This is a genomic window from Mycobacterium sp. C31M, from assembly GCF_053345865.1.
Window position 1 is genome coordinate 186,944 of record NZ_JBKFAX010000007.1, and the last position, 18,710, is coordinate 205,653.

Consider the following 18,710-nt stretch of genomic DNA (forward strand, 5'->3'; position numbering starts at 1 on the left):
GGCACGGTCCCCACCGCGGGCCCCGTGCCGATTCTCCCCGCGACCAGGCACTTCGCGCCACGCACCGGCTCCCGCGGTGTTGTTCGAATCAGGCAGATCGCTAATCTTCCCCGCCGCGGTCGACGTGCGTAGCTTTACGCCGTCCCCTGACCTGCGGCCACTGCAAGCCCGTACGGCGTGACTCCCTTTCGAACAGAGAGCTTTTCGTGATCGAGATCGAGAACCTGACCAAGAGGTTCGGCGACCGCACCGTGCTCGACGACATTTCACTGTCGGTCGGCAGCGGTGAAATTCTGGCGGTCGTCGGCCCCAGTGGTGCCGGAAAGAGCACATTGTCACGCTGCGTCAGCTTCCTGGAGCGCCCGACCAGCGGCACCGTCCGGGTGGACGGTAAGGACTTCACCAGGCTCGACGGTGCGGAACTGATCGCCGCGCGGCGCAGTGTGGGCGTCATCTTCCAGACCGCACCGCTGCTGCGCCGTCGGACCGTCGCCCAGAACGTCGCTCTGCCGCTGCAGTATCTGCATGCCACGGACACCTCGGTGACCAAGCGGGTCGGCGAACTCCTGGACCGGGTCGGTCTGAGCGACCGGCGCGAGTTCTACCCGAATCAGTTGTCCGGTGGCCAGAAGCAGCGCGTCGGGATCGCCCGGGCATTGGCCCTGGGCCCGTCCAATCTGCTCTCCGACGAGGCCACCTCCGGACTGGATCCGGCCACCACCAAGTCGATCCTCGGCCTGCTCGGCCATCTCCGTGACGAGTTCGGCCTGTCGATCATCCTGATCACCCACGAGATGGAGGTCGTCCGCGAGATCGCCGACTCCGTCGCCCGGATCGACAACGGCCGCATCATCGAGAGTGGTTCGGTCGAGGACATCATCCTGGACCCGAATTCCTCACTGGCCCATGAACTCCTTCCCGACCGGCCCGGCGTGCCGGTGCGCGGCGATGCCGATGTGTGGGAGGTCTCCTACGCGTCCCGCGATGTCCCGCTGGACTGGCTGACGTCGATCCAATCCGCACCCGGGTTGACCGGCGCGCAGGTCAACGTGCTCAGCGCCAGCGTCGAGGCCATCCGGGGCGTGGCGGTGGGGCGCGCAGTGCTCGCCATCTCCCCCGCCGCGCCGATCGGATTCGCCGACCACCTGCGCGACCGCGGACTGCACGTGCGTGCCGTCAGCGCAGCGACCGAAGAGGCCGCGGCGTGAATCTGCTCGCCGCCGAGGACTTCAGCACACCCTGGTCGCGGGTGCCCGAGCTGCTGCTGCCCGCCTACGGCCAGACCTGGGTTATGGTCGGCGTGACGATGGTGCTGGTGGTGCTCATCGGCACGCCGGCCGGGATCGTGCTGCACAACACCTCACCGTTGGGTCTGTTCCCCAACCCGCGAGTGTTCAACGTGCTCAACACGATCGTGAACATCGGCCGGTCCCTGCCGTTCCTCATCCTGATGGCAGCGATCATCCCGGTCACCCGGTTCATCGTGGGCACCACCATCGGCATCGCCGCGGCGATCGTCCCGATGACCGTCGCCGGGGTGCCGTTCTTCGCCCGCCTCGTCCAGAACGCGCTGCGCGAGGTCCGCTCCGACGTCGCCGATATGGGCCTGGTGTCCGGCGGCTCGCACGTCCAGGTCATCAGGTCGGTCCAGCTGTCCGAGGCGCTGCCGGCACTGGCCGGTGCGCTCACCGTCAACACCATCGCGATGATCGAATACTCGGCCATCGCCGGATCCATCGGTGCCGGCGGTGTCGGACACCTGGCAATCACGTACGGCTACAACCGCTTCGACGACAACATCATGATCGCCACGGTGATCGCGCTGATCCTCACCATCCAGTTGGTGCAGTTCACCGGCGACCGTGCCGTCAAAGCCCTCACCCGCTGACCCCGAACAGAAGGAATGACTGTGAGCAACAACCCCGGCGTCGAGATCGAGATCAAACAGCGCAAACGCTGGCCGTGGATCACGGCGGCCGCCGCCGTGGTCGTCGTGGCCGCCGGTGGTATCGCCTACAGCCAGGTGTCCAACCGGGACCAACCGTTCGGCACGGAACTTGAGGTGGCGACGTGGAGCACCGATATCGCCGCGGAGAACCTGCTGGCCTACATCAGCGAGAACGTGGCACCCGACCACGGCATCACCATCAAGCCGGTCCAGATCGACAACATCATCGAGATCAACCGCGCCGTCGACGCCGGCAACGTCGCAGGCAACTTCTTCCAGCATCAGCCGTTCCTGAATGACGCCGTCGCCGCCAACGGGTTCGAATTGACCCTGGCCGCACCAACGTTCACCTGGGATCAGGCCACCTACTCGGACAAGTACGACAGCTGGGACGAGGTGCCCGACGGCGCCGAGATCGCACTGCGCGACGACCCGGCGGGGCAGGCGATCGCGCTGCTCGACCTCGCCGAGGCGGGACAGATCACGCTCAAACCGGGCAAGACCGACCTCACGGGTGTACCGCAGCTGGGTGACATCGAGGCGAACCCCAAGAACTACAAGTTCGTCCAGGTGCCGATCGGTCAGCTCGCGCGCAGCCTCGCCGACGTCGATGCCGTCGTGGTGCACATCTCCGACGTGTACTCCTCCGGTCTCACCGAGCAGCAGATCCTTGACCGGCACCCCGCACCGGTCGGCAGCGAGGGCGGCCTGGTGGTCAGCAACAAGCACCTCGAGGATCCGAACGTACAGAAGCTGATCGCCACCTTCTCGGATCCCAAGATCGCCGAGTACCTGGAGAGCACCGACAACGCGCTGATCCGCGACACCCTGGGGCCGATCGGCGGCGACGCGGGCGAGGGCACCGGGCCGACCTCATGAGCAAACCGCCGCTGTACTACTCGGCGTTTGTGATGAACACCGCCTCCCATGTGCTGCACGGTCTGTGGCGGGCGCCGGAGGCGCAGAACCACAAGTTCAACTCGCTGCGGCACTGGACGTCGCTGGCCGCTCAGGTCGACAAGGCCGGCTACGACCTGCTGTTCTTCGCCGACGTCTTCGGACTGCGGGCGCCGTGGAACGGCAACTGGCGCAAGGCCGCCGAAGGCGGCATCCAGGTCCCCGTCAACGACCCGTCGGTGCTGGCCTCGGCATTGGCGGCGGCGACCGCGAATCTCGGCATCGTGTTCACCAGTTCGATCGTGCAGGACCACCCGTTCAACTTCGCCCGCCGGATGTCCTCACTGGACCACTACACCGACGGTCGGCTCGGGTGGAACATCGTGACGAGCTTCAACGCCAACATGTTCCGCAGTTTCGGGCACGAAGGCACCCTCGCCCACGACGAGCGATACGAGTGGGCCTACGAATACGTCGACGTCACCTACAAGCTGTGGGAGGGCTCCTGGGACGATGACGCGCTGGTGCAGGACAAGGACCGCGGGATCCACTCCGACCCGACCAAAATCCACAAGATCAACCACGTCGGGCCCCGATACCGGGTCGAGGGACCACATTTCACCTCCCCCTCACCGCAACGCACACCGGTGCTGTTCCAGGCCGGATCGTCACCCGCCGGTCAACTCTTCTCGGCCCGCAACGCCGAGGGGGTGTACATCAGCAGCCCGACACCGGCCGACGCGTACAAGCTGACCACCGAGACACGGGCGCTGGCGGTCGAAAACGGCCGCGACGCGGCCGATATCACCTTCGCCCAGGGGCTGTCCTTCGTCATCGGCGACACCCATGCCGAAGCGGTGCGACGCAACGACGAGCTCAAGCGTTACCTCGATCTGGAGGGCATCGCACTTCACGCGCTCGGTGACGCCGGGATCGACGCCGGCAGCCTGCCGCTGGACACTCCCATCAGCCAACTCGGTGAGTTCACCGGCATCAAGAGCTTCATCCGTTGGGCGGCCGAGGTTTCCGGCAACAACGAGCCCACCATCCGCGATATGGCCTGGGTCCTGGAGGGCGCCAACCGCGTCGTCGGCACCCCGAAAGAGATCGCCGATCAGCTCGAGGAGTGGCGCGACGCCGGCGTTGACGGCATCAACGTCTACCACGCCACCGTCCCACAATCCTTCCAAGAGGTCGCCGACCGCCTGTTCCCGACGTTACGGGAGCGCGGCCTGATCGCAGGCGAGAAGTCCGGCACGCTGCGCCAGAAGCTGCTCGGTCGCGGCGATCACCTGCCGGCCAGCCATCCGGCGGCCCGGTACCGCGGCGCATTCACCGACAACTCGCTGGCCGACGAGGAGCCCGAACGCCTGGGCAATACCGCCTGAGTCACCGTCGTGGCGCGAACCGGACGTGCGGGTACCCGTCTTCGGCGGTGATCGTGCACGGCACACCGTAAACCGAGCGCACCAGCGCTTCGGTGAGCACCTGCTCAGGGGTGCCCGCCGCCACAACGGTGCCGCCGGACAACACCACGATCCGGTCACAGAACATCGCGGCCAGATTCAGGTCGTGCAGCGCCACCACGGCGGTGACGTCGAGGCGACGGACCAGCGCCAGAATCTCCAACTGGTGGGCGATGTCGAGATGATTGGTCGGTTCGTCCAGCAGCAGGTGATCGGGGTCCTGGGCCAGCGCCCGGGCGATCTGCACCCGCTGGCGCTCCCCACCCGAGAGCGTGTGCCAATGCCGCTCGGTCATCGACGTCAGCCCGGTGGCGGCCAGCGCCGCCGCCACCACGGCGTCGCCGTCACCGTCCCCGCCGATCATCGAGGTGTGCGGAGTCCGCCCCAGCCGCACCACATCACGCACGGTGATGTGCAGTTCGGTATCGGAGTGCTGGGCCACCATCGCCACCCGCCGCGCCACCGCCCGCCGCGGCATGGCGGCCAGCGGTGCGCCGTCGAGTGCCACCCTGCCCGCACTCGGGCGGTCCACACCGGCGAGCAGCCGCAGCAGCGACGACTTCCCGGACCCGTTGGGCCCCAACAGCCCGACGGTGCTTCCGACCTCGGGTTGCATCGTCACGCCGCCGAGCACCAGCCGGCCCGATCGTGTCCAGCTGACCTGCTCCGCCCGTAGCGTCACGCCGCCGACCCCCTGCGCCGCAACAGGATCAGCGCGAACGCCGGCACGCCGAGCAGCGCCGTCACCACTCCGGTCGGCAGCTCCTGGGGAGCGAACACGGTGCGGGCCAAGGTGTCCACCCACACCATGAAGACGGCTCCGAGGATCGCCACCGACGGCAACAGGCGCAGGTGCCCCGGTCCGACGAGGAATCGCGCGGCGTGCGGTAACACCAGCCCGACAAAGCCGATGGCGCCCGCCGCACTGACCAGTGCCGCGGTGATCACCGCGGTGACCACCAGCAGCACCGCGCGGGCCTGACGCACCGACACCCCCAGCGCGGCGGCGGCATCGTCGCCGAAGGCGAAGGCGTCCATGGCCCGTGCATAGGCCAGACAGCACACCAACCCGGCGCCGACCACGGTCGCGCAGACCGCGACGTCGCTCCAGGACACCCCTGCCAACGAGCCGAGCAACCAGAACAACACACCGCGGGTCTGTTCGGCATCGGCCGAGGACAGCACGATGAACGAGGTCAGCGCCGAGAACAGCTGGGTGGCCGCCACCCCGGCCAGCACCACCCGGTCGGTGCCGCCACCGGCGGCGTAGGCCAGGGCCAGCACCACCGCAAAGGCCAGCACCGCACCGAGGAACGCCCCGCCGGACAGTGTCAGCGTCCCCGCCCCGACACCGAGCACCGCGATCAGCACTGCGCCCGTCGAGGCGCCCGAGGACACCCCCAGCACGAACGGATCGGCCAACGGGTTGCGCAGCAGGGACTGCAGGATCGCCCCGCACAGCGCCAGGCCGGCCCCGCACAGCGCGGCCAGCAGCACCCGCGGCAGGCGTAGTTGCCAGACGATGCCGTCCTGGATGCGCGTCGCCCCCGACGGTCCCGCACCGAGATGCTCGGCCACGATGCCGTAGACGTCGCGCACCGACAACGCGGCGGGCCCGATCGTGATCGCCACCGCCGCCGAGATGACGAGCAGCACCAGGCCGGACAGCCAGAGGGCCAGCAGTGACGGGGTGCGCATCCTCAGCGAGTGAGGCCGAATTCGCGCAGGCCGTCGGCCACCTTCTCGGCGCCGTCGACGGTACGGATCGACGGGTTCAGATCGGCCCCGTTGACCACCACGTAGCGCTTCTGTTGGACGGCCGTCATCCGCGATGTCACCGCATTGCTCTCCAGGAACTCGATCTTGGTGTCCAAACTGTCCCCGTCGATGGTGCGGCGGCTCAGGTCGGCGAGCACCAGCACGTCCGGGTCGCGGTCGGCGACCACCTCCCAGCTGACCTGCGGCCATTCCTCGGTGGTGTCGACGAAGATGTTGCGGGCCCCGACGGTGTCGGTGATCACCCCGGGTGATCCGCAGCAGCCGCCGAAGTACGGGGCGCGCAGGTCGGAGAACCAGTACGCCAGATCGGCGTCGGCGCTGACCCGGCTGGTCTGTATCCGCTGCTCCAGATCCGCGATCAGTTGCTCACCGCGGTCCGAAACATCAAAAATCCGTGCCAGATCCCGGATCTCGGTGTAGATGGCGGCCATGGTGAACGGTTCGGTGCGGGCACCGTCGGCGTTGACCGACACCTTGCCCACGCAGTCGCTGGGCGCCAGATAGGTTGGCACCCCCAGTGATTCGAGCTGGCCACGGTCGGCAACCCCGCCGGGACCCGGCGTCCCGGCGAAGGAGGCCGTCACAAAATCCGGCTCGGCACCGAGCACGGTCTCCAGCGACGGCTGGTTCTCCGCGAGCCGGGGTACCCCGGAGTTGGCCTCGGCGAGATTCTCCCGGATCGGGTCTGTCCAGGTCGCGGTGCCGACCATCCGATCGGCCAGCCCGAGTGACAGCAGGATTTCGGTGGATCCCTGGTTCAGGGACACGGCGCGCTGCGGCGGCGCGTCGACGACGACCTCGCGCCCGCAGTTCTGCACGGTGATCGGAAAGCCCGGTGCGGCAGCATCATCGGTCACGGCGGCGTTCTGTCCGCAGCCCGCCAGCACGACGGTCGCGGCCAGCGCGAGGACGATCCGGCCCCTCATCGGGTCCCCCCGAACCCTGCCGCGATCTTCTCGATGGCGTCGACCTGGCGGATACCGGGATCGAGTTCGGATCCGGTGAGCACCACGTAGCGCTGCTGCTGGACCGCGGTCATGTTGCGGGTCAACGGATCCGACTCCAGGAAGGCTTTTTTGCTGTCCAGCGCGTCACCGTCGATGCGTTTACGGCTGAGGTCGGCCAGCACCAGCACATCGGGATCGCGGTCGGCGACGACCTCCCAACTGACCTCGGGCCAGTCCTCACGGGCGTCGGCGAACACGTTCGTGGCGCCGACCTCAGTGGCGTACAAGCCGGGTGCCGAGCAGCATCCGGCCATGTACGGCGTCCGAAGCCCGGAGAACCAGAACGCCACGGTGGCGTCCTGCTGTGGGACGTCCCGGGCGTCGGCGAGCCGCTGCCGCAACTCGGCGACCAGTTCCTCGCCGCGCTGCTGGACATCGAAAATCTGTGCCAGTTCGGTGATCTCGCGGAACAGCGTGTCCATCCTCAACGGCGCGGTGCGGGTCACCGTCTCACCGTCGACGTCGGCGTCGACGCAGACCGACGGCGACTGGTAGGTCGCAATGCCGAGTTCGGCCAACCGGGCCCGTTCACCGACCACGGCAGGGGTAAAGGTGTGGGCGCTGGCCGAGGTGATCAGATCCGGTTCGGTGTCCAGGACGGTCTCCAGCCCCGGATCGTTGTCGGCCAGTCGTGGCACCCGCTCGTTGTCGGCGGCCAACTCGGGCAGCACCGGATCGAACCATGTCGAGGTGCCGACCATCCGGTCGGCCAGCCCCAGTGACAGCAGGATCTCCGTCGACGCCTGGTACAACGACACGGCGCGTTGCGGAGCCTGCTCGAAGGTGACCTGGACACCGCAGTTGTCCAAGGTGAGTGGATAGTTGGTACGGCCGGGGGTTTCCGCAACGGAGGGCGAGGCTTCGGGCGCCTCAGTCGAGGAGCACGCGGTAAGCACCACCAGCGCAGACATCAGAATGGGCAGGACACTCACGACGTGACTTCCTTCGGTGCAGGGCTCGACCGCGGAGCCGCCAACGATGCGCCGGCGACAGGCATTCGGACTCGAGGCGTGGCCTCTTACCGCTGCGCGTCAGCTCCGGATTCACACCGGATTCCCCTGCCGTCGGTCCGTAGCACCCTACCGCGGGTGCCGCCACATCGGATAAAGGGTGGGTCCGTCGGGCACGGTGACCTCGCCGGTCACCTCGAAACCGAAACGCTCGTAGTAGCCGATGTTGTCCGGGTTGCTGGACTCCAGATACGCGGGGGCGTACTCGGCGTCGCAGCGGTCCAGCCGCGAGCGCATCAGTGCGTGACCGAAGCCACCGCCGCGCACCTGCGGGTCACTGCCGATCACCGCCAAATACCAGTGCGGTTGGGCCGGATGGCACCGCTTCATCAGATCCGACACCGTCATCCCCCTGCGCACCGCGGCGCCGAACGTCATCAGCATCGAGGGTGCGGCGCGCAACTCCTCGGCGGTGGTGTGGCGCCATTGTCCGGGCGGGTCCCAGAGGGCGGCGGCCGTGATACCCGATCCGTTGGTGGCCACCTCCACCCCACCCCGGGTCAGGTGATGATGGCGCGTCAGCGCGGCGAAAAGCTTGTGCAGTTTACGGTGCCGCGCCTGCGGGTCGGGCAGCATCCACGACATCACCGGGTCGTCGGCGAAGGCGCGGCCCAGCACCTGGGACAGTGTGGTGATGTCGGCCCGCGTCGCGGGTCGCACGTCGGCAGCGGTCATGGGTGTCTATTTCAGCCCTGGGTGATGTAGGCCTGCAAGTGCTCCCGGCTGGATTCCAGTTCCTGCATGCGGGTCTTGACCACATCGCCGATGCTGACGATTCCGGCGAGCTTGCCGTCCTGCAGTACCGGGATGTGCCGCACGCGGTGGTGTGTCATCGCCGCGCTGAGGCTGTCGACCGAGTCCTCGGGCGAGCAGAACAGCAGGTGGGTGGTCATGATCTCGCTGACGGGCCGGGTCAGCAGATCGGCACCCAGGTCGTGCAACCGGTGCACGACATCGCGCTCGGACACGATTCCGACCGGACCTTCGTGGCCGACGACGACCATCGCACCGATATTGCGGTTGACCAGACCGGTCAGCAGGTCGGCGACCGATGTCTCCGGACTGATCGTCTCCACCGCCGCCCCCTTGGCCTTCAGCACGTCGGCGATTCGCATGGCACCCTCCCCAAAGATGTGACCTCGAACACATTCCAGGCTACGTCGATGCGGCGCCCGATCGCGCCATTGCAACGAACTGAATCGGACGGAAGCGGTATATCTGAACGATGATCGAGGTCACCCTGCTCGGCACCGGCAGCCCCATCCCCGACCCGGATCGGGCCGGACCGTCGACTCTGGTTCGCGCGGGCGGGCAGGCGCTGCTGGTGGACTGCGGACGTGGGGTGCTACAGCGACTGGCGGCGGCCGGGTCGGGCGCCGGCGCGCTCAGCGCCCTGTTGCTCACCCATCTGCACAGTGACCACATCGCCGACCTCGGGGATGTCCTGATCACCCGGTGGGTCAGCACCTTCACCCCAGATCCGGTGCCCCTGCCGATCATCGGACCGCCGGGCACCGCCGAGGTGGTGGCCGCGACGCTGGCCGCCTTCGCGCACGACATCGGCTATCGGATCGCCCACCATGCCGATCTCACCGGTCCGCCACAGGTCGAGGTGCACGAAGTCACCGAGGGTGTGGTGTGGGATGCCGACGGTGTGCGGGTGCTGACCGCGCCGACCGATCACCGTCCGGTGGCCCCGACCGTGGGCTTCCGGGTCGAACACGCCGGCGCGTCGGTGGTGCTGGCCGGCGACACCGTGCCGTGCGCGTCCCTCGATACGCTGGCCGGTGGCGCAGGAGCGTTGGTGCACACCGTGATTCGCAAGGATCTGATCGACGCCCTACCGCTACAGCGGATCCGCGATATCTGTGACTACCACTCCACGGTCGAACAGGCGGCCGAGACCGCCGCCCGCGCGGGGGTGGGCATCCTGATCCTGACCCATTACGTGCCCGCCATGGCGCCCGGCACCGAAGATCAGTGGCGGGCGCTGGCCGCCGCGCGGTTCGACCGGCAGATCGAACTCGGCGACGACCTGCACCGGGTCCAGGTGCACCCGGGCGTGTGCGTCAAGCCAGCCGGGTGATCTCCACAACCACATCGAGATCGGTCGAGTCCTCACCCGAGTAGATGCCCTTGAGCGGTGTCACGTCCGCATAGTCGCGGCCCACGCCGACGGTGATGTACTGCTCGTTGATCTCGGTGTCGTTGGTGGGGTCGTAGTTCCACCAGCCACCGGTCCAGGCCTGTACCCAGGCGTGACTCTGCCCGTCGATGGTGTCACCGATGGCGGCCTTACGCTTGGGATGCAGGTAACCGGACACGTAGCGGCCCGGAATGCCCATGCTGCGCAACAGGATCAGCGTGAGGTGCGCGAAGTCCTGGCAGACGCCCTTGCCCTCGCGCAGCGCATCCAGGCCCGATGAGTGCACCCCGGTGGTGCCGGGCACGTAGTCGAGTTCACTGTGCACCCAGTTGGCGGCCGCGACCACGGCATCCTGCGGTTCGTGATCCCGGGCGATCCGCTGACCGACACGGTGGATGCGCTTGCTCGCCGGTGTGTAGTCGGTCGGGCTGAGCAGCTCGTCGAACCGGTCGATGACCGCCTCGGCGTGCAGATCCTCCCAGGTCACCGTCTCCTCGGGCATCTCACCGATCTCGGTCTCCACCACCGAGGATGACGTGACCTCCAGCTCGGTGTGCGGAGCGTGCAGATCGAAGGAGGTCACCGCCGTGCCCCAGTAGTCGACGTAACGGTGTGACCTGGTGGCCGGGACCGTCTCGACCCGGTTGAGGATCACGTTCTGCCGGGAATCCGATCGTGGCGTCAGCCGCGCCTCGTTGAACGACGCGGTGACCGGAGACTTGTAGGCGTACCCGGTCGCGTGGACCACCCGCATACGCCACATCTAGATCTCCCCTTCCTCGATGACGACCGCACCATGTTTGCCCGCGTCGGTCCAGGCCACCCACGGTGCGGAGTGAAAGTACTGCATTGCCAACGCCTCACTGACGTCGGCACACGTCTTCTGCAGACCTGCCAGCGTCTCGGCCAGCGACTCCAGCAACACGCCGGGCGGCAGGAACTCCAGCTCGCTGCGCGCGCGGCCGAGCAGGCGTTGCGCTTCGGCCGTCGAACCGACCCTGTTGTGCCTGCCGTTGAGCAGCTCGTCGAGACTGTGCTCGGCCAGCCGCAACGAGTAGAACACCGACCGCGGGAAAAGCCGGTCCAGCAACAGGAATTCGACCACGCGACGCGCGTCGAGCACACCACGGTAGGTGCGCAGGTAGGTGTCGTGTGCGCCGGCCGAGCGCAACACCGTCACCCACGCCGGCGAGGAGGCACTGTCCCCGACCCGGGACAGCAGCAGGCGCACCGTCATGTCGACGCGTTCGATCGCCCGGCCCAGCACCATGAACCGGTAGCCGTCATCACGCGACAATGTCGAGTCCGCCAGCCCGGCGAACATGGCCGCGCGTCCCTCGACATAGCCCAGGAACTCGTGCGGCCCAAGCCTTCTGGCGGCGCGCTCGCGTTCGGCCAGGGCGTTGTAGGTGGTGTTGAGGCACTCCCACATCTCGGTCGAGGTCACCTCGCGGGCGCCGCGGGCGTTCTCCCGGGCTGCCGAGATGGAGTCGACGATCGAGCAGCCGCCCTGGGTGTCGCGGCTGAACGCCACCAGGTCGGTCAGCGACCAGACGTCGAGTGCCTTGTCGGGGGGCTCGATACCGAGAGCCTGCAACAGCACCCGGGAGGTGTGGTCGGGGTCGACGCTGGAGTCCTCCAGCAGCTGGTGCACCGCGACGTCGAGGATGCGGGCGGTGTCATCGGCGCGTTCGACATAGCGGCCGATCCAATACAGCGATTCGGCGTTGCGTGCGAGCATCAGTGCTCTCCCCGTTGCTGTTGCTGCTGATTCTGTTGCTGTTGGTTCTGCTGCTGCGAGTTCGACTCGGCGCGCTCTGCCTTGCTGGTGCGCGCGGCCCGGCCGGGTTTGGGCGGCGGCGCCTTCACCAGCTCGGCGGCGGCCAGTTCGCGGTCGGCCGCCGAGGTCCGCGAGGCCAGCACCCAGGTGTCCTTCGAGCCGCCGCCCTGGCTGGAGTTCACCACCAGCGAGCCCTCCGGCAGCGCGACGCGGGTCAGCCCGCCGGGCAGCACCCACACATCATCACCGTCGTTGACGGCGAACGGCCGCAGGTCGACGTGCCGCGGTGCCAGCTTGTCGCCGATCTTGGTCGGCACCGTGGACAGCTGCACCACGGGCTGGGCGATCCATCCGCGCGGATCGGCGCGGATCTTCTTGGAGATGGTGGCGAGCTCCTTGGGCGAGGCGTCCGGGCCGAACACGATGCCGTAGCCGCCGGAGCCCTCCACCGGCTTGATCACCAGTTCGTCGACGCGGTCGAGCACCTCCTCTCGCTCGTCGTCGAGCCAGCAGCGGAAGGTGTCGACGTTGGCCAGCAGCGGCTTCTCGCCGAGGTAGTACTCGATGATGGTCGGCACATAGGTGTAGACCAGCTTGTCGTCGCCGACCCCGTTGCCGACGGCGCTGGAGATCACCACGTTGCCGGCGCGGGCGGCGTTGAGCACCCCGGCCACCCCGAGCACCGAGTCGGGCTTGAACTGCATCGGGTCCAGGAAGTCGTCGTCGATGCGGCGGTAGATGACGTCGACCTGGCGTTCGCCCTCGGTGGTGCGCATGTAGACGGTGTTGTCGCGGCAGAACAGGTCGCGGCCCTCGACGAGTTCGACACCCATCTGCCGGGCCAGCAGCGAGTGCTCGAAGTAGGCCGAGTTGTACACACCCGGGGTGAGCACCACCACGGTCGGATCGGCCTCGTTGGAGGCGGCGGCCTTGCGCAGTGCCCGCAGCAGGTGCGAGGAGTAGTCGCCGACCGCCCGGACCCGGTGGCTGGCGAACAGGTTCGGGAATACCCGCGCCATGGTGCGGCGGTTCTCCATGACGTAGGACACCCCGGACGGGGAACGCAGGTTGTCCTCCAGCACCCGGAAGGTGCCCTGCGCGTCGCGAACCAGGTCGATACCGGCGACGTGGATGCGGACTCCGTTGGGCGGCACGATGCCGACCGCCTCGCGGTGGAAGTGCTCACAGGAGGTGATGAGGCGGCGCGGGATGACCCCGTCCCGCAGGATCTCCTGCTCTCCGTAGATGTCGTCGAGGTAGAGCTCCAGGGCACGCACCCGCTGGGCGATACCGCGCTCCAGGCGCGACCACTCGGCCGCGGAGATCACCCGCGGGACCAGGTCCAGCGGGAAGGGCCGTTCCTGGCCGGATAGCGAGAAGGTGATGCCCTGGTCGATGAAGGCGCGGCCCAGCGCATCGGTGCGTGCCTCCAACTCGGAGGCATCCGATGGCGACAGTTCAGCGAAGATTCCCTTGTAGGGCGTCCGCACGTTGCCTTCACCGTCGAACATCTCATCGAACGCCGCGCCGTAACTACCGACCTTGTTGTAGCCGTCGAAGATTCCCACGTGGCGTTTCTGCGCTCGCGAGTTGGAACGTGGCGTGCGTACGGTCTCGTTCGGCAGGGTTCGTAGGCTCACCCGTCACATGCTGCCGCAAGTCAGGCATTTCGGCAGGCCAGTCCGGACGCTTTTGGGGGAATGGCACACCCGCTGGTAGCCTGAACAACCGCTGCCCAGCCGCGACCGCTGCGCCGGGCACCCGAGACTTAACTCTGTTCGAAACCGACGGTTGAAAAGGAACTACACGCGTGGCCAACATCAAGTCGCAGGAAAAGCGCATCAAGACCAACGAGCGCGCCCGACTGCGCAACCAGTCGGTCAAGTCGTCGCTGCGTACGGCTGTCCGCGGGCTCCGCGAGGCCATCGAGGCCGGCGACAAGGACAAGGCCGGCGACCTGCTGGTCTCGACCAACCGCCAGCTCGACAAGGCCGCCAGCAAGGGCGTCATCCACAAGAACCAGGCGGCCAACAAGAAGTCCGCGCTGGCGCTGGCCGTCAACAAGCTCTGACACTTCTTCACCGACCCGCGCGTCGACGCCCAGAGCGTCACGCGCGGGTTTTGTGTACCCGGATGTCTGGTCGGCAGCTGAATTGACGCTCACGCGTCGGCAGCCAGCTCGGCGACCTTGCGCACCGCCGACTCCAGGGCATAGTCCGCATCGGCGGCGGCACCCTTGACATCGGCGTTGAGCGCGGCGACGACCCGGATGGCCTCGGCCACCCGATCCCGGGACCACCGGCGCGACTGTTTCTGTGCCTTCTGGATGCGCCACGGCGGCATGCCGAGCTCACCGGCCAGCCGATAGGGGTCGCCCTGCACCGGGCCGACCCGGGCGATGGTGTGCACGGCCTCGGCCAGCGCGTCGGCCAGCACCACATGCGGTTCGCCGGCGTGCATGGCCCAGCGCAGCGCCTCCGCAGCGCCGGAGACGTCGCCGGTCACGGCCTTGTCGGCGATCTCGAAGCCCTTCACGTCGGCCTTGCCGCTGTGATACTGCCGCACCGCAGCGACGTCGACCGGGCCGTCGGTATCGGCCACCAGCTGTGAGCACACCGCGGCGAGTTCGCGGATATCGGAGCCGACGGCATCCAGGATCGCGGTGACGGTGGCATCGTCGACCTTGGTCTTCAGGGTCCGGAATTCCCGGCGCACGAAGTCGGCACGCTCGGCGGGCTTGCTGATCTTGGCGCACGGATGCACCTCGGCACCAAGCTTTTTGAGCTGATCCGCCATCGCCTTGGCGCGCCCACCCCCGGAATGCACGACCACCAGCAGGGTGCCCGGTGGCAGGTCTGCGGCTGCACTGACGATCAGCGCCACCGCATCCTTGCCCGCCTCCCCCGCGGACTCCAGCACCACCACGCGCTCATCGGCGAACAGCGACGGGCTCAGCAGTTCGGCCAGCTCGCTGGTGCTCACCTCGCCGGCACGCAGCCGGTCCACCGGGACATCGGCGGTGCCCGCCTTCTTGCGGGCCGCACGCAGCACATCGGCCACGGCGCGCTCGACGAGCAGTTCCTCGTCGCCGAGAACCAGATGCAGACCTTCGCTCACGACTAGATCGTGTCACGCCAACCCGACAACGCCCGACACGGTCCATGCCAGCAGGCAGCACAGCCCGGCGACACTGGCATAGCGGCCCCATCGCCACCGCCAGGTGCCGACGACCGCGATGGTGAGGACCGTGACGAGCGCCATCCCGGCCACCCCGGAGGGCACCGTCACCGCGGCACCCGGTACCGCCGCGATCCGGCGTGCGACAGCGAGCAGCCACCACAGCTGCGGCCCGGTGAACCGAATCAGCAGTTCCGCGCCCGTCGACCAGCTCACCGACAGCGCCGCGGCGACGGTTCCGATCACAGTGATCGGCGGGATCACCGCGGCCACAAGCAGATTGGCGAGCACCGCGAAGACGCTGAAGCTCCCCGAGATCCCGGCAATCAGGGGTGCGGTGACCGCCTGGGCGGCCCCGGCAATCGCGACCGCGTCGGCCAGCGGTTTGGGCCAGCCGCGGCCCACCAACCGCTGCGACCACACCGGCGCGATCAACACCAGCGCCGCGGTCGCCACCACCGACAGCGCGAATCCGGCATCGACGGCGAGCTGCGGGGCGAACACCATCAGCGCGATCACCGTCGAACACAACACCGGGATCGCCTGACGGCGCCGATGCGACACCACCGCGAACAAGCCGATCGCACCCATCACGGCGGCCCGCAGCACACTGGCCGACGGTTCGACGACGATGACAAAACAGATGAGGACGCCCAGGGCGAGCGCTGCTGCCACCCGCGGGCCCACCAGTGCCGCCGACAACAAGGCCGCGCCGCACACGATGGTGACGTTGGCCCCGGACACCGCCGTCAGATGGGTCAGCCCCGATGTCTTGAAATCCGCCGCCGTGGTCGGTGGGACCGCGGAGGTGTCGCCGAGCACGAGCGCGGGCAGCATCGCGGCCTGATCGGCCGGCAGCACCTGGCGTGCGGCCGTGGCGAACTCGCCCCGGATGCGCCCGGCCAGCCGGCGGACCACGGGTGCCTCCCCCAGATCCGGTGTCCCGGTCGCGGTGATGACCGCGACGGTCAGATCGGCGCGCTGTGGTCGACCGATGCGGGCACGGAAGCTCGCCGGGCGCCCCACGCCCACCCCGGTGAATTCCACCACCGGCGCGAACACCACGACCATGCCCCGCAGCGGGACACCATCGATATCGCGCAGACCGGCACGGAACACCATTCGACCCTGTCCCAGCGAGCGCGGCGACTCCGTCGGGGCGAGCGTCACGACGGCCGTTGCCCCGAACCGGTCCGCGACCGGGTGCCTGCGGACATCGTCAGCGCGGAGTGCGACCGAGATCCCGAATGCCGTCCCCAAGACCGCGACCGCCACCACCATGGCAGGCCCGGCGCGCACCGGGCTCCATCGGGCCAGTGCCGCCGTCACGGCCACCGCCGCCGACACCAGTGCGATCAGCACGGCAGCGGGTGACACGATGCCCACCGCAGTCACCGCCCAGGCCGTCACGGCGGCCGGTACCAGGCGGATGTCGAGGGGGCGTTCCTCGGGGTTCACACATGGACCAGTCCGCGGAGTTTGTCCAGCCGCGCCGGACCGATACCGTCGACCTCGCCCAATTGGTCGACGCTGCCGAACGATCCGTTGGCCTCCCGCCACGACACGATGGCGGCGGCGGTAACCGGTCCGACCCCGGGCAGCGAATCGAGCTGCTCGGCCGTCGCGGTGTTCAGGTTGACCGACCCGGTACCCGCCGGCTCGGCGGCCGGGCCGGCCTGCGGCGCAGGGGTGGCGGTATCACCGGAACGGACCGAGCTGCCGATCGGCGACGGGCTGCCCGGCGGCGCGGCGACACCGACGATGATCTGCTCGCCATCGGCCACCCGCCGGGCCATGTTGAGCCCCATCAGGTCCGCACCCGCCAGGGCACCGCCGGCACCCTCGACGGCGTCCGCGATCCGGTCACCGGCCGTCAGGATGACCAGGCCCGGTTTGTGCACCAGGCCGACCACACTGACCACGACCGGGCCATCCGGTGGGGCCGGCGCCGATGATTCGGCCGTCGAAACCATCTGCACCGGAGGAAGATTGGCGGCGACCACCGGCCGGTCGGGGCTGCGTACGACGGTGAACACCGTCACCAGCACGGCGACCACCCCGACGGCGAGCAGGGCCAACACACCCGCCCGACCGGGATCGGCGCGCAGCGCCGCCAACCGCTCACCCATGGTGCGCGGCCCGGACCCGTCGGGCAGCCAGCGCGCCAACGCCGTATCCGATTCGTCTTCGACTTCGTCGGGATCGGGTGCCGTCTCCCGCCCTACGCGCCGTGCCAGCCGCTGCGCCGGCGATTCGCTGTCCATGCGCCCGACGGTAGGCAGGTGTACCGACTCGACGACCCGGTCAGCGGGTCAGAACACCCCGCTTGTGGATGAATTCGACTTTGTGGACAACTATCCGTGCGACGCGAGCACCGCGATCTGCGCACCCGCCGGTCCGTCGGCCAGCAGGTAGGTGACCGCCACCTGCACCAGCTCGGCGCCGCCGACCTCGTATCGCACGAAGGCGCCACGGTACAGCGCCGAGGACGCGTTCAATTCGGTGACCTCGGCGCTCAGCAACGCAGTGGAGCGATAGCGCTGCGTGCGCAGCCCGTCGACCCGGCCCTGGATGACCGCGGCAACCTGCTCGGCGGTCGTCAGCGCGACGACCCCATCATCGGTGGTGATGGTGAGCGGCACCGCCGGGCGGTTTCAAGGGGTCGAAGCAACAGTGGGTCAGGACGACCGCGGGGCCGCTGCCACCGACCGCGACGTTCAGTTCGATGCCGTCTGCACCGACCTGTGTCGAGTAGACGAATCCGTCGATGGTCTTGGCGCTCATGGGGTCTCCTTCATGTGGTCGGGATGTCCGGAGAAGATTCCGGCAGGTAGCTGCTGCGAGGACTGCGGCGCGGCATGCAGCGACGGCAGCAGGATGTTGTCGACGAGTGACTCCAGGTAGGACTCGCCGGTATCGAGTCCGTTCAACCGTCGCAGCAGCAGGGCCGCACCGGCGACCTCCTCGAAGGGGAAAGGGTGTACCTCATGCGGCAGTTCGCCACGGCGGACGGCGGCGGCGATGACGTCGGCGGGCAACCGCGCCCCGGTGGGGCCGACCGTCCGTTCGATCTCGTCGCACAGATCGGGGTCTTCCAACCCGGCCTGCAACAGCACCAGCGCGGTCTGCCCATCGGGGGACGCCATGGTGGTGATCAGCCGTCGACACAGCGCCAGCAGGTCCCCGCGCAGACTTCCGGTGTCGATTCGGTCGGGTCCGTCACGGCGGGCGGGCACAGCCTTCAGCGCGGCGGTCACCATCTCACGCTTGGTCTTCCAGCGCCGGTACAGCGTCGCCTTGGATGCTCCGGCGCGGCGCGCCACCTCCTCGAAGGTGAGCGCGTCATAGCCGACCTCGGCCAGCAAGGCATACGCGCTGCCGAGGATGTGGGCCTCCCGCGCGTCGTCACGCGGGCGGCCACCGCGGCGGTCCATGTTTAAATACGGCACGTTTCGTATCTTAACTGCGATCAGCAGACCTGCCAAACGGTCACACCGGTG

Annotated in this window: 21 protein-coding genes and 1 riboswitch; of the genes, 6 read left to right on the top strand and 15 right to left on the bottom strand. The window is 68.2% G+C overall.

All coding sequences use genetic code 11. The features are described from left to right. Positions 1-206 precede the first annotated feature (206 nt). From ACLBYA_RS12990 to ACLBYA_RS13005, 4 genes are read left to right on the top strand one after another with little or no spacing between them, the layout of a single operon-like run. Positions 207-1,208 (top strand): methionine ABC transporter ATP-binding protein, encoded by a 1,002-nt coding sequence (locus tag ACLBYA_RS12990; RefSeq protein WP_447709817.1) that lies wholly within the window; start codon positions 207-209, stop codon positions 1,206-1,208. Then, positions 1,205-1,888 (top strand): methionine ABC transporter permease, encoded by a 684-nt coding sequence (locus tag ACLBYA_RS12995; RefSeq protein WP_447709818.1) that lies wholly within the window; start codon positions 1,205-1,207, stop codon positions 1,886-1,888. The genes ACLBYA_RS12990 and ACLBYA_RS12995 overlap by 4 nt, the downstream gene beginning before the upstream one ends. 15 nt (positions 1,889-1,903) lie before the next feature. Next, positions 1,904-2,827, top strand: coding sequence for a MetQ/NlpA family ABC transporter substrate-binding protein (locus ACLBYA_RS13000; protein ID WP_447709819.1), 924 nt, complete (start codon positions 1,904-1,906; stop codon positions 2,825-2,827). Then, positions 2,824-4,233 carry an NtaA/DmoA family FMN-dependent monooxygenase gene (locus ACLBYA_RS13005; protein ID WP_447709820.1) on the top strand — a complete coding sequence of 470 codons (1,410 nt, stop codon included), beginning with the start codon at positions 2,824-2,826 and terminating at the stop codon, positions 4,231-4,233. Before ACLBYA_RS13000 ends, ACLBYA_RS13005 begins: the two co-directional genes overlap by 4 nt. Position 4,234: 1 nt before the next feature. Here the strand turns inward: ACLBYA_RS13005 and ACLBYA_RS13010 are convergent, their stop codons facing one another. The 6 genes from ACLBYA_RS13010 to ACLBYA_RS13035 form a co-directional block, all read right to left on the bottom strand. Continuing rightward, positions 4,235-4,993, bottom strand: coding sequence for an ABC transporter ATP-binding protein (locus ACLBYA_RS13010; RefSeq protein WP_447709821.1), 759 nt, complete (start codon positions 4,991-4,993; stop codon positions 4,235-4,237). Beyond that, positions 4,990-6,009 (bottom strand): FecCD family ABC transporter permease, encoded by a 1,020-nt coding sequence (locus ACLBYA_RS13015; RefSeq protein WP_447709822.1) that lies wholly within the window; start codon positions 6,007-6,009, stop codon positions 4,990-4,992. The genes ACLBYA_RS13010 and ACLBYA_RS13015 overlap by 4 nt, the downstream gene beginning before the upstream one ends. A 2-nt stretch (positions 6,010-6,011) precedes the next feature. Further along, complete coding sequence (locus ACLBYA_RS13020) at positions 6,012-7,016, bottom strand: ABC transporter substrate-binding protein (RefSeq protein ID WP_447709823.1); 1,005 nt, start codon at positions 7,014-7,016, stop codon at positions 6,012-6,014. Continuing rightward, a complete protein-coding gene (locus ACLBYA_RS13025) occupies positions 7,013-8,008 on the bottom strand; it encodes an ABC transporter substrate-binding protein (protein WP_447709905.1) in 996 nt (331 codons plus the stop codon). Before ACLBYA_RS13025 ends, ACLBYA_RS13020 begins: the two co-directional genes overlap by 4 nt. Before the next feature lie 60 nt (positions 8,009-8,068). After that, positions 8,069-8,199: riboswitch (cobalamin riboswitch) on the bottom strand. Further along, positions 8,177-8,782: a GNAT family N-acetyltransferase gene (locus ACLBYA_RS13030; protein ID WP_447709824.1), complete on the bottom strand. Its 606-nt coding sequence runs from the start codon at positions 8,780-8,782 to the stop codon at positions 8,177-8,179. It overlaps the preceding riboswitch by 23 nt. A gap of 11 nt (positions 8,783-8,793) precedes the next feature. Further along, positions 8,794-9,222 (bottom strand): CBS domain-containing protein, encoded by a 429-nt coding sequence (locus ACLBYA_RS13035; RefSeq protein ID WP_447709825.1) that lies wholly within the window; start codon positions 9,220-9,222, stop codon positions 8,794-8,796. 110 nt (positions 9,223-9,332) lie between these two features. On the opposite strand from ACLBYA_RS13035, the gene ACLBYA_RS13040 reads away from it, so the two are divergent. Beyond that, positions 9,333-10,193, top strand: coding sequence for a ribonuclease Z (locus ACLBYA_RS13040; RefSeq protein WP_447709826.1), 861 nt, complete (start codon positions 9,333-9,335; stop codon positions 10,191-10,193). On the opposite strand, the gene ACLBYA_RS13045 is transcribed toward ACLBYA_RS13040, so the two are convergent. From ACLBYA_RS13045 to ACLBYA_RS13055, 3 genes are read right to left on the bottom strand one after another with little or no spacing between them, the layout of a single operon-like run. Then, positions 10,177-11,016, bottom strand: a complete 840-nt coding sequence (locus ACLBYA_RS13045; RefSeq protein WP_447709827.1) for a transglutaminase family protein — start codon at positions 11,014-11,016, stop codon at positions 10,177-10,179. The two genes, ACLBYA_RS13040 and ACLBYA_RS13045, sit on opposite strands and share 17 nt — an antisense overlap. Further along, a complete protein-coding gene (locus ACLBYA_RS13050) occupies positions 11,017-11,994 on the bottom strand; it encodes an alpha-E domain-containing protein (RefSeq protein WP_447709828.1) in 978 nt (325 codons plus the stop codon). After that, complete coding sequence (locus tag ACLBYA_RS13055; RefSeq protein WP_447709906.1) at positions 11,994-13,658, bottom strand: circularly permuted type 2 ATP-grasp protein; 1,665 nt, start codon at positions 13,656-13,658, stop codon at positions 11,994-11,996. The genes ACLBYA_RS13050 and ACLBYA_RS13055 overlap by 1 nt, the downstream gene beginning before the upstream one ends. Before the next feature lie 185 nt (positions 13,659-13,843). Between ACLBYA_RS13055 and rpsT the strand changes: the two genes are divergently transcribed. Then, positions 13,844-14,104 carry a 30S ribosomal protein S20 gene (rpsT, locus tag ACLBYA_RS13060; RefSeq protein ID WP_447709829.1) on the top strand — a complete coding sequence of 87 codons (261 nt, stop codon included), beginning with the start codon at positions 13,844-13,846 and terminating at the stop codon, positions 14,102-14,104. An 89-nt stretch (positions 14,105-14,193) separates the two neighbouring features. On the opposite strand, the gene holA is transcribed toward rpsT, so the two are convergent. From holA to ACLBYA_RS13090, 6 genes are all read right to left on the bottom strand, one after another. Further along, a complete protein-coding gene (holA, locus tag ACLBYA_RS13065; protein ID WP_447709907.1) occupies positions 14,194-15,138 on the bottom strand; it encodes a DNA polymerase III subunit delta in 945 nt (314 codons plus the stop codon). 24 nt (positions 15,139-15,162) lie between these two features. Next, on the bottom strand, positions 15,163-16,668 hold the full coding sequence (locus ACLBYA_RS13070) for a ComEC/Rec2 family competence protein (protein WP_447709830.1): 1,506 nt from the start codon (positions 16,666-16,668) through the stop codon (positions 15,163-15,165). Beyond that, positions 16,665-17,474 carry a ComEA family DNA-binding protein gene (locus ACLBYA_RS13075; protein ID WP_447709831.1) on the bottom strand — a complete coding sequence of 270 codons (810 nt, stop codon included), beginning with the start codon at positions 17,472-17,474 and terminating at the stop codon, positions 16,665-16,667. The genes ACLBYA_RS13070 and ACLBYA_RS13075 overlap by 4 nt, the downstream gene beginning before the upstream one ends. Positions 17,475-17,564: 90 nt before the next feature. Then, positions 17,565-17,852, bottom strand: a complete 288-nt coding sequence (locus tag ACLBYA_RS13080) for a DUF6841 family protein (RefSeq protein WP_447709832.1) — start codon at positions 17,850-17,852, stop codon at positions 17,565-17,567. After that, positions 17,827-17,994, bottom strand: coding sequence for a hypothetical protein (locus tag ACLBYA_RS13085; RefSeq protein WP_447709833.1), 168 nt, complete (start codon positions 17,992-17,994; stop codon positions 17,827-17,829). Before ACLBYA_RS13085 ends, ACLBYA_RS13080 begins: the two co-directional genes overlap by 26 nt. After that, on the bottom strand, positions 17,991-18,659 hold the full coding sequence (locus ACLBYA_RS13090) for a TetR/AcrR family transcriptional regulator (RefSeq protein WP_447709834.1): 669 nt from the start codon (positions 18,657-18,659) through the stop codon (positions 17,991-17,993). The genes ACLBYA_RS13085 and ACLBYA_RS13090 overlap by 4 nt, the downstream gene beginning before the upstream one ends. Positions 18,660-18,710 lie beyond the last annotated feature (51 nt).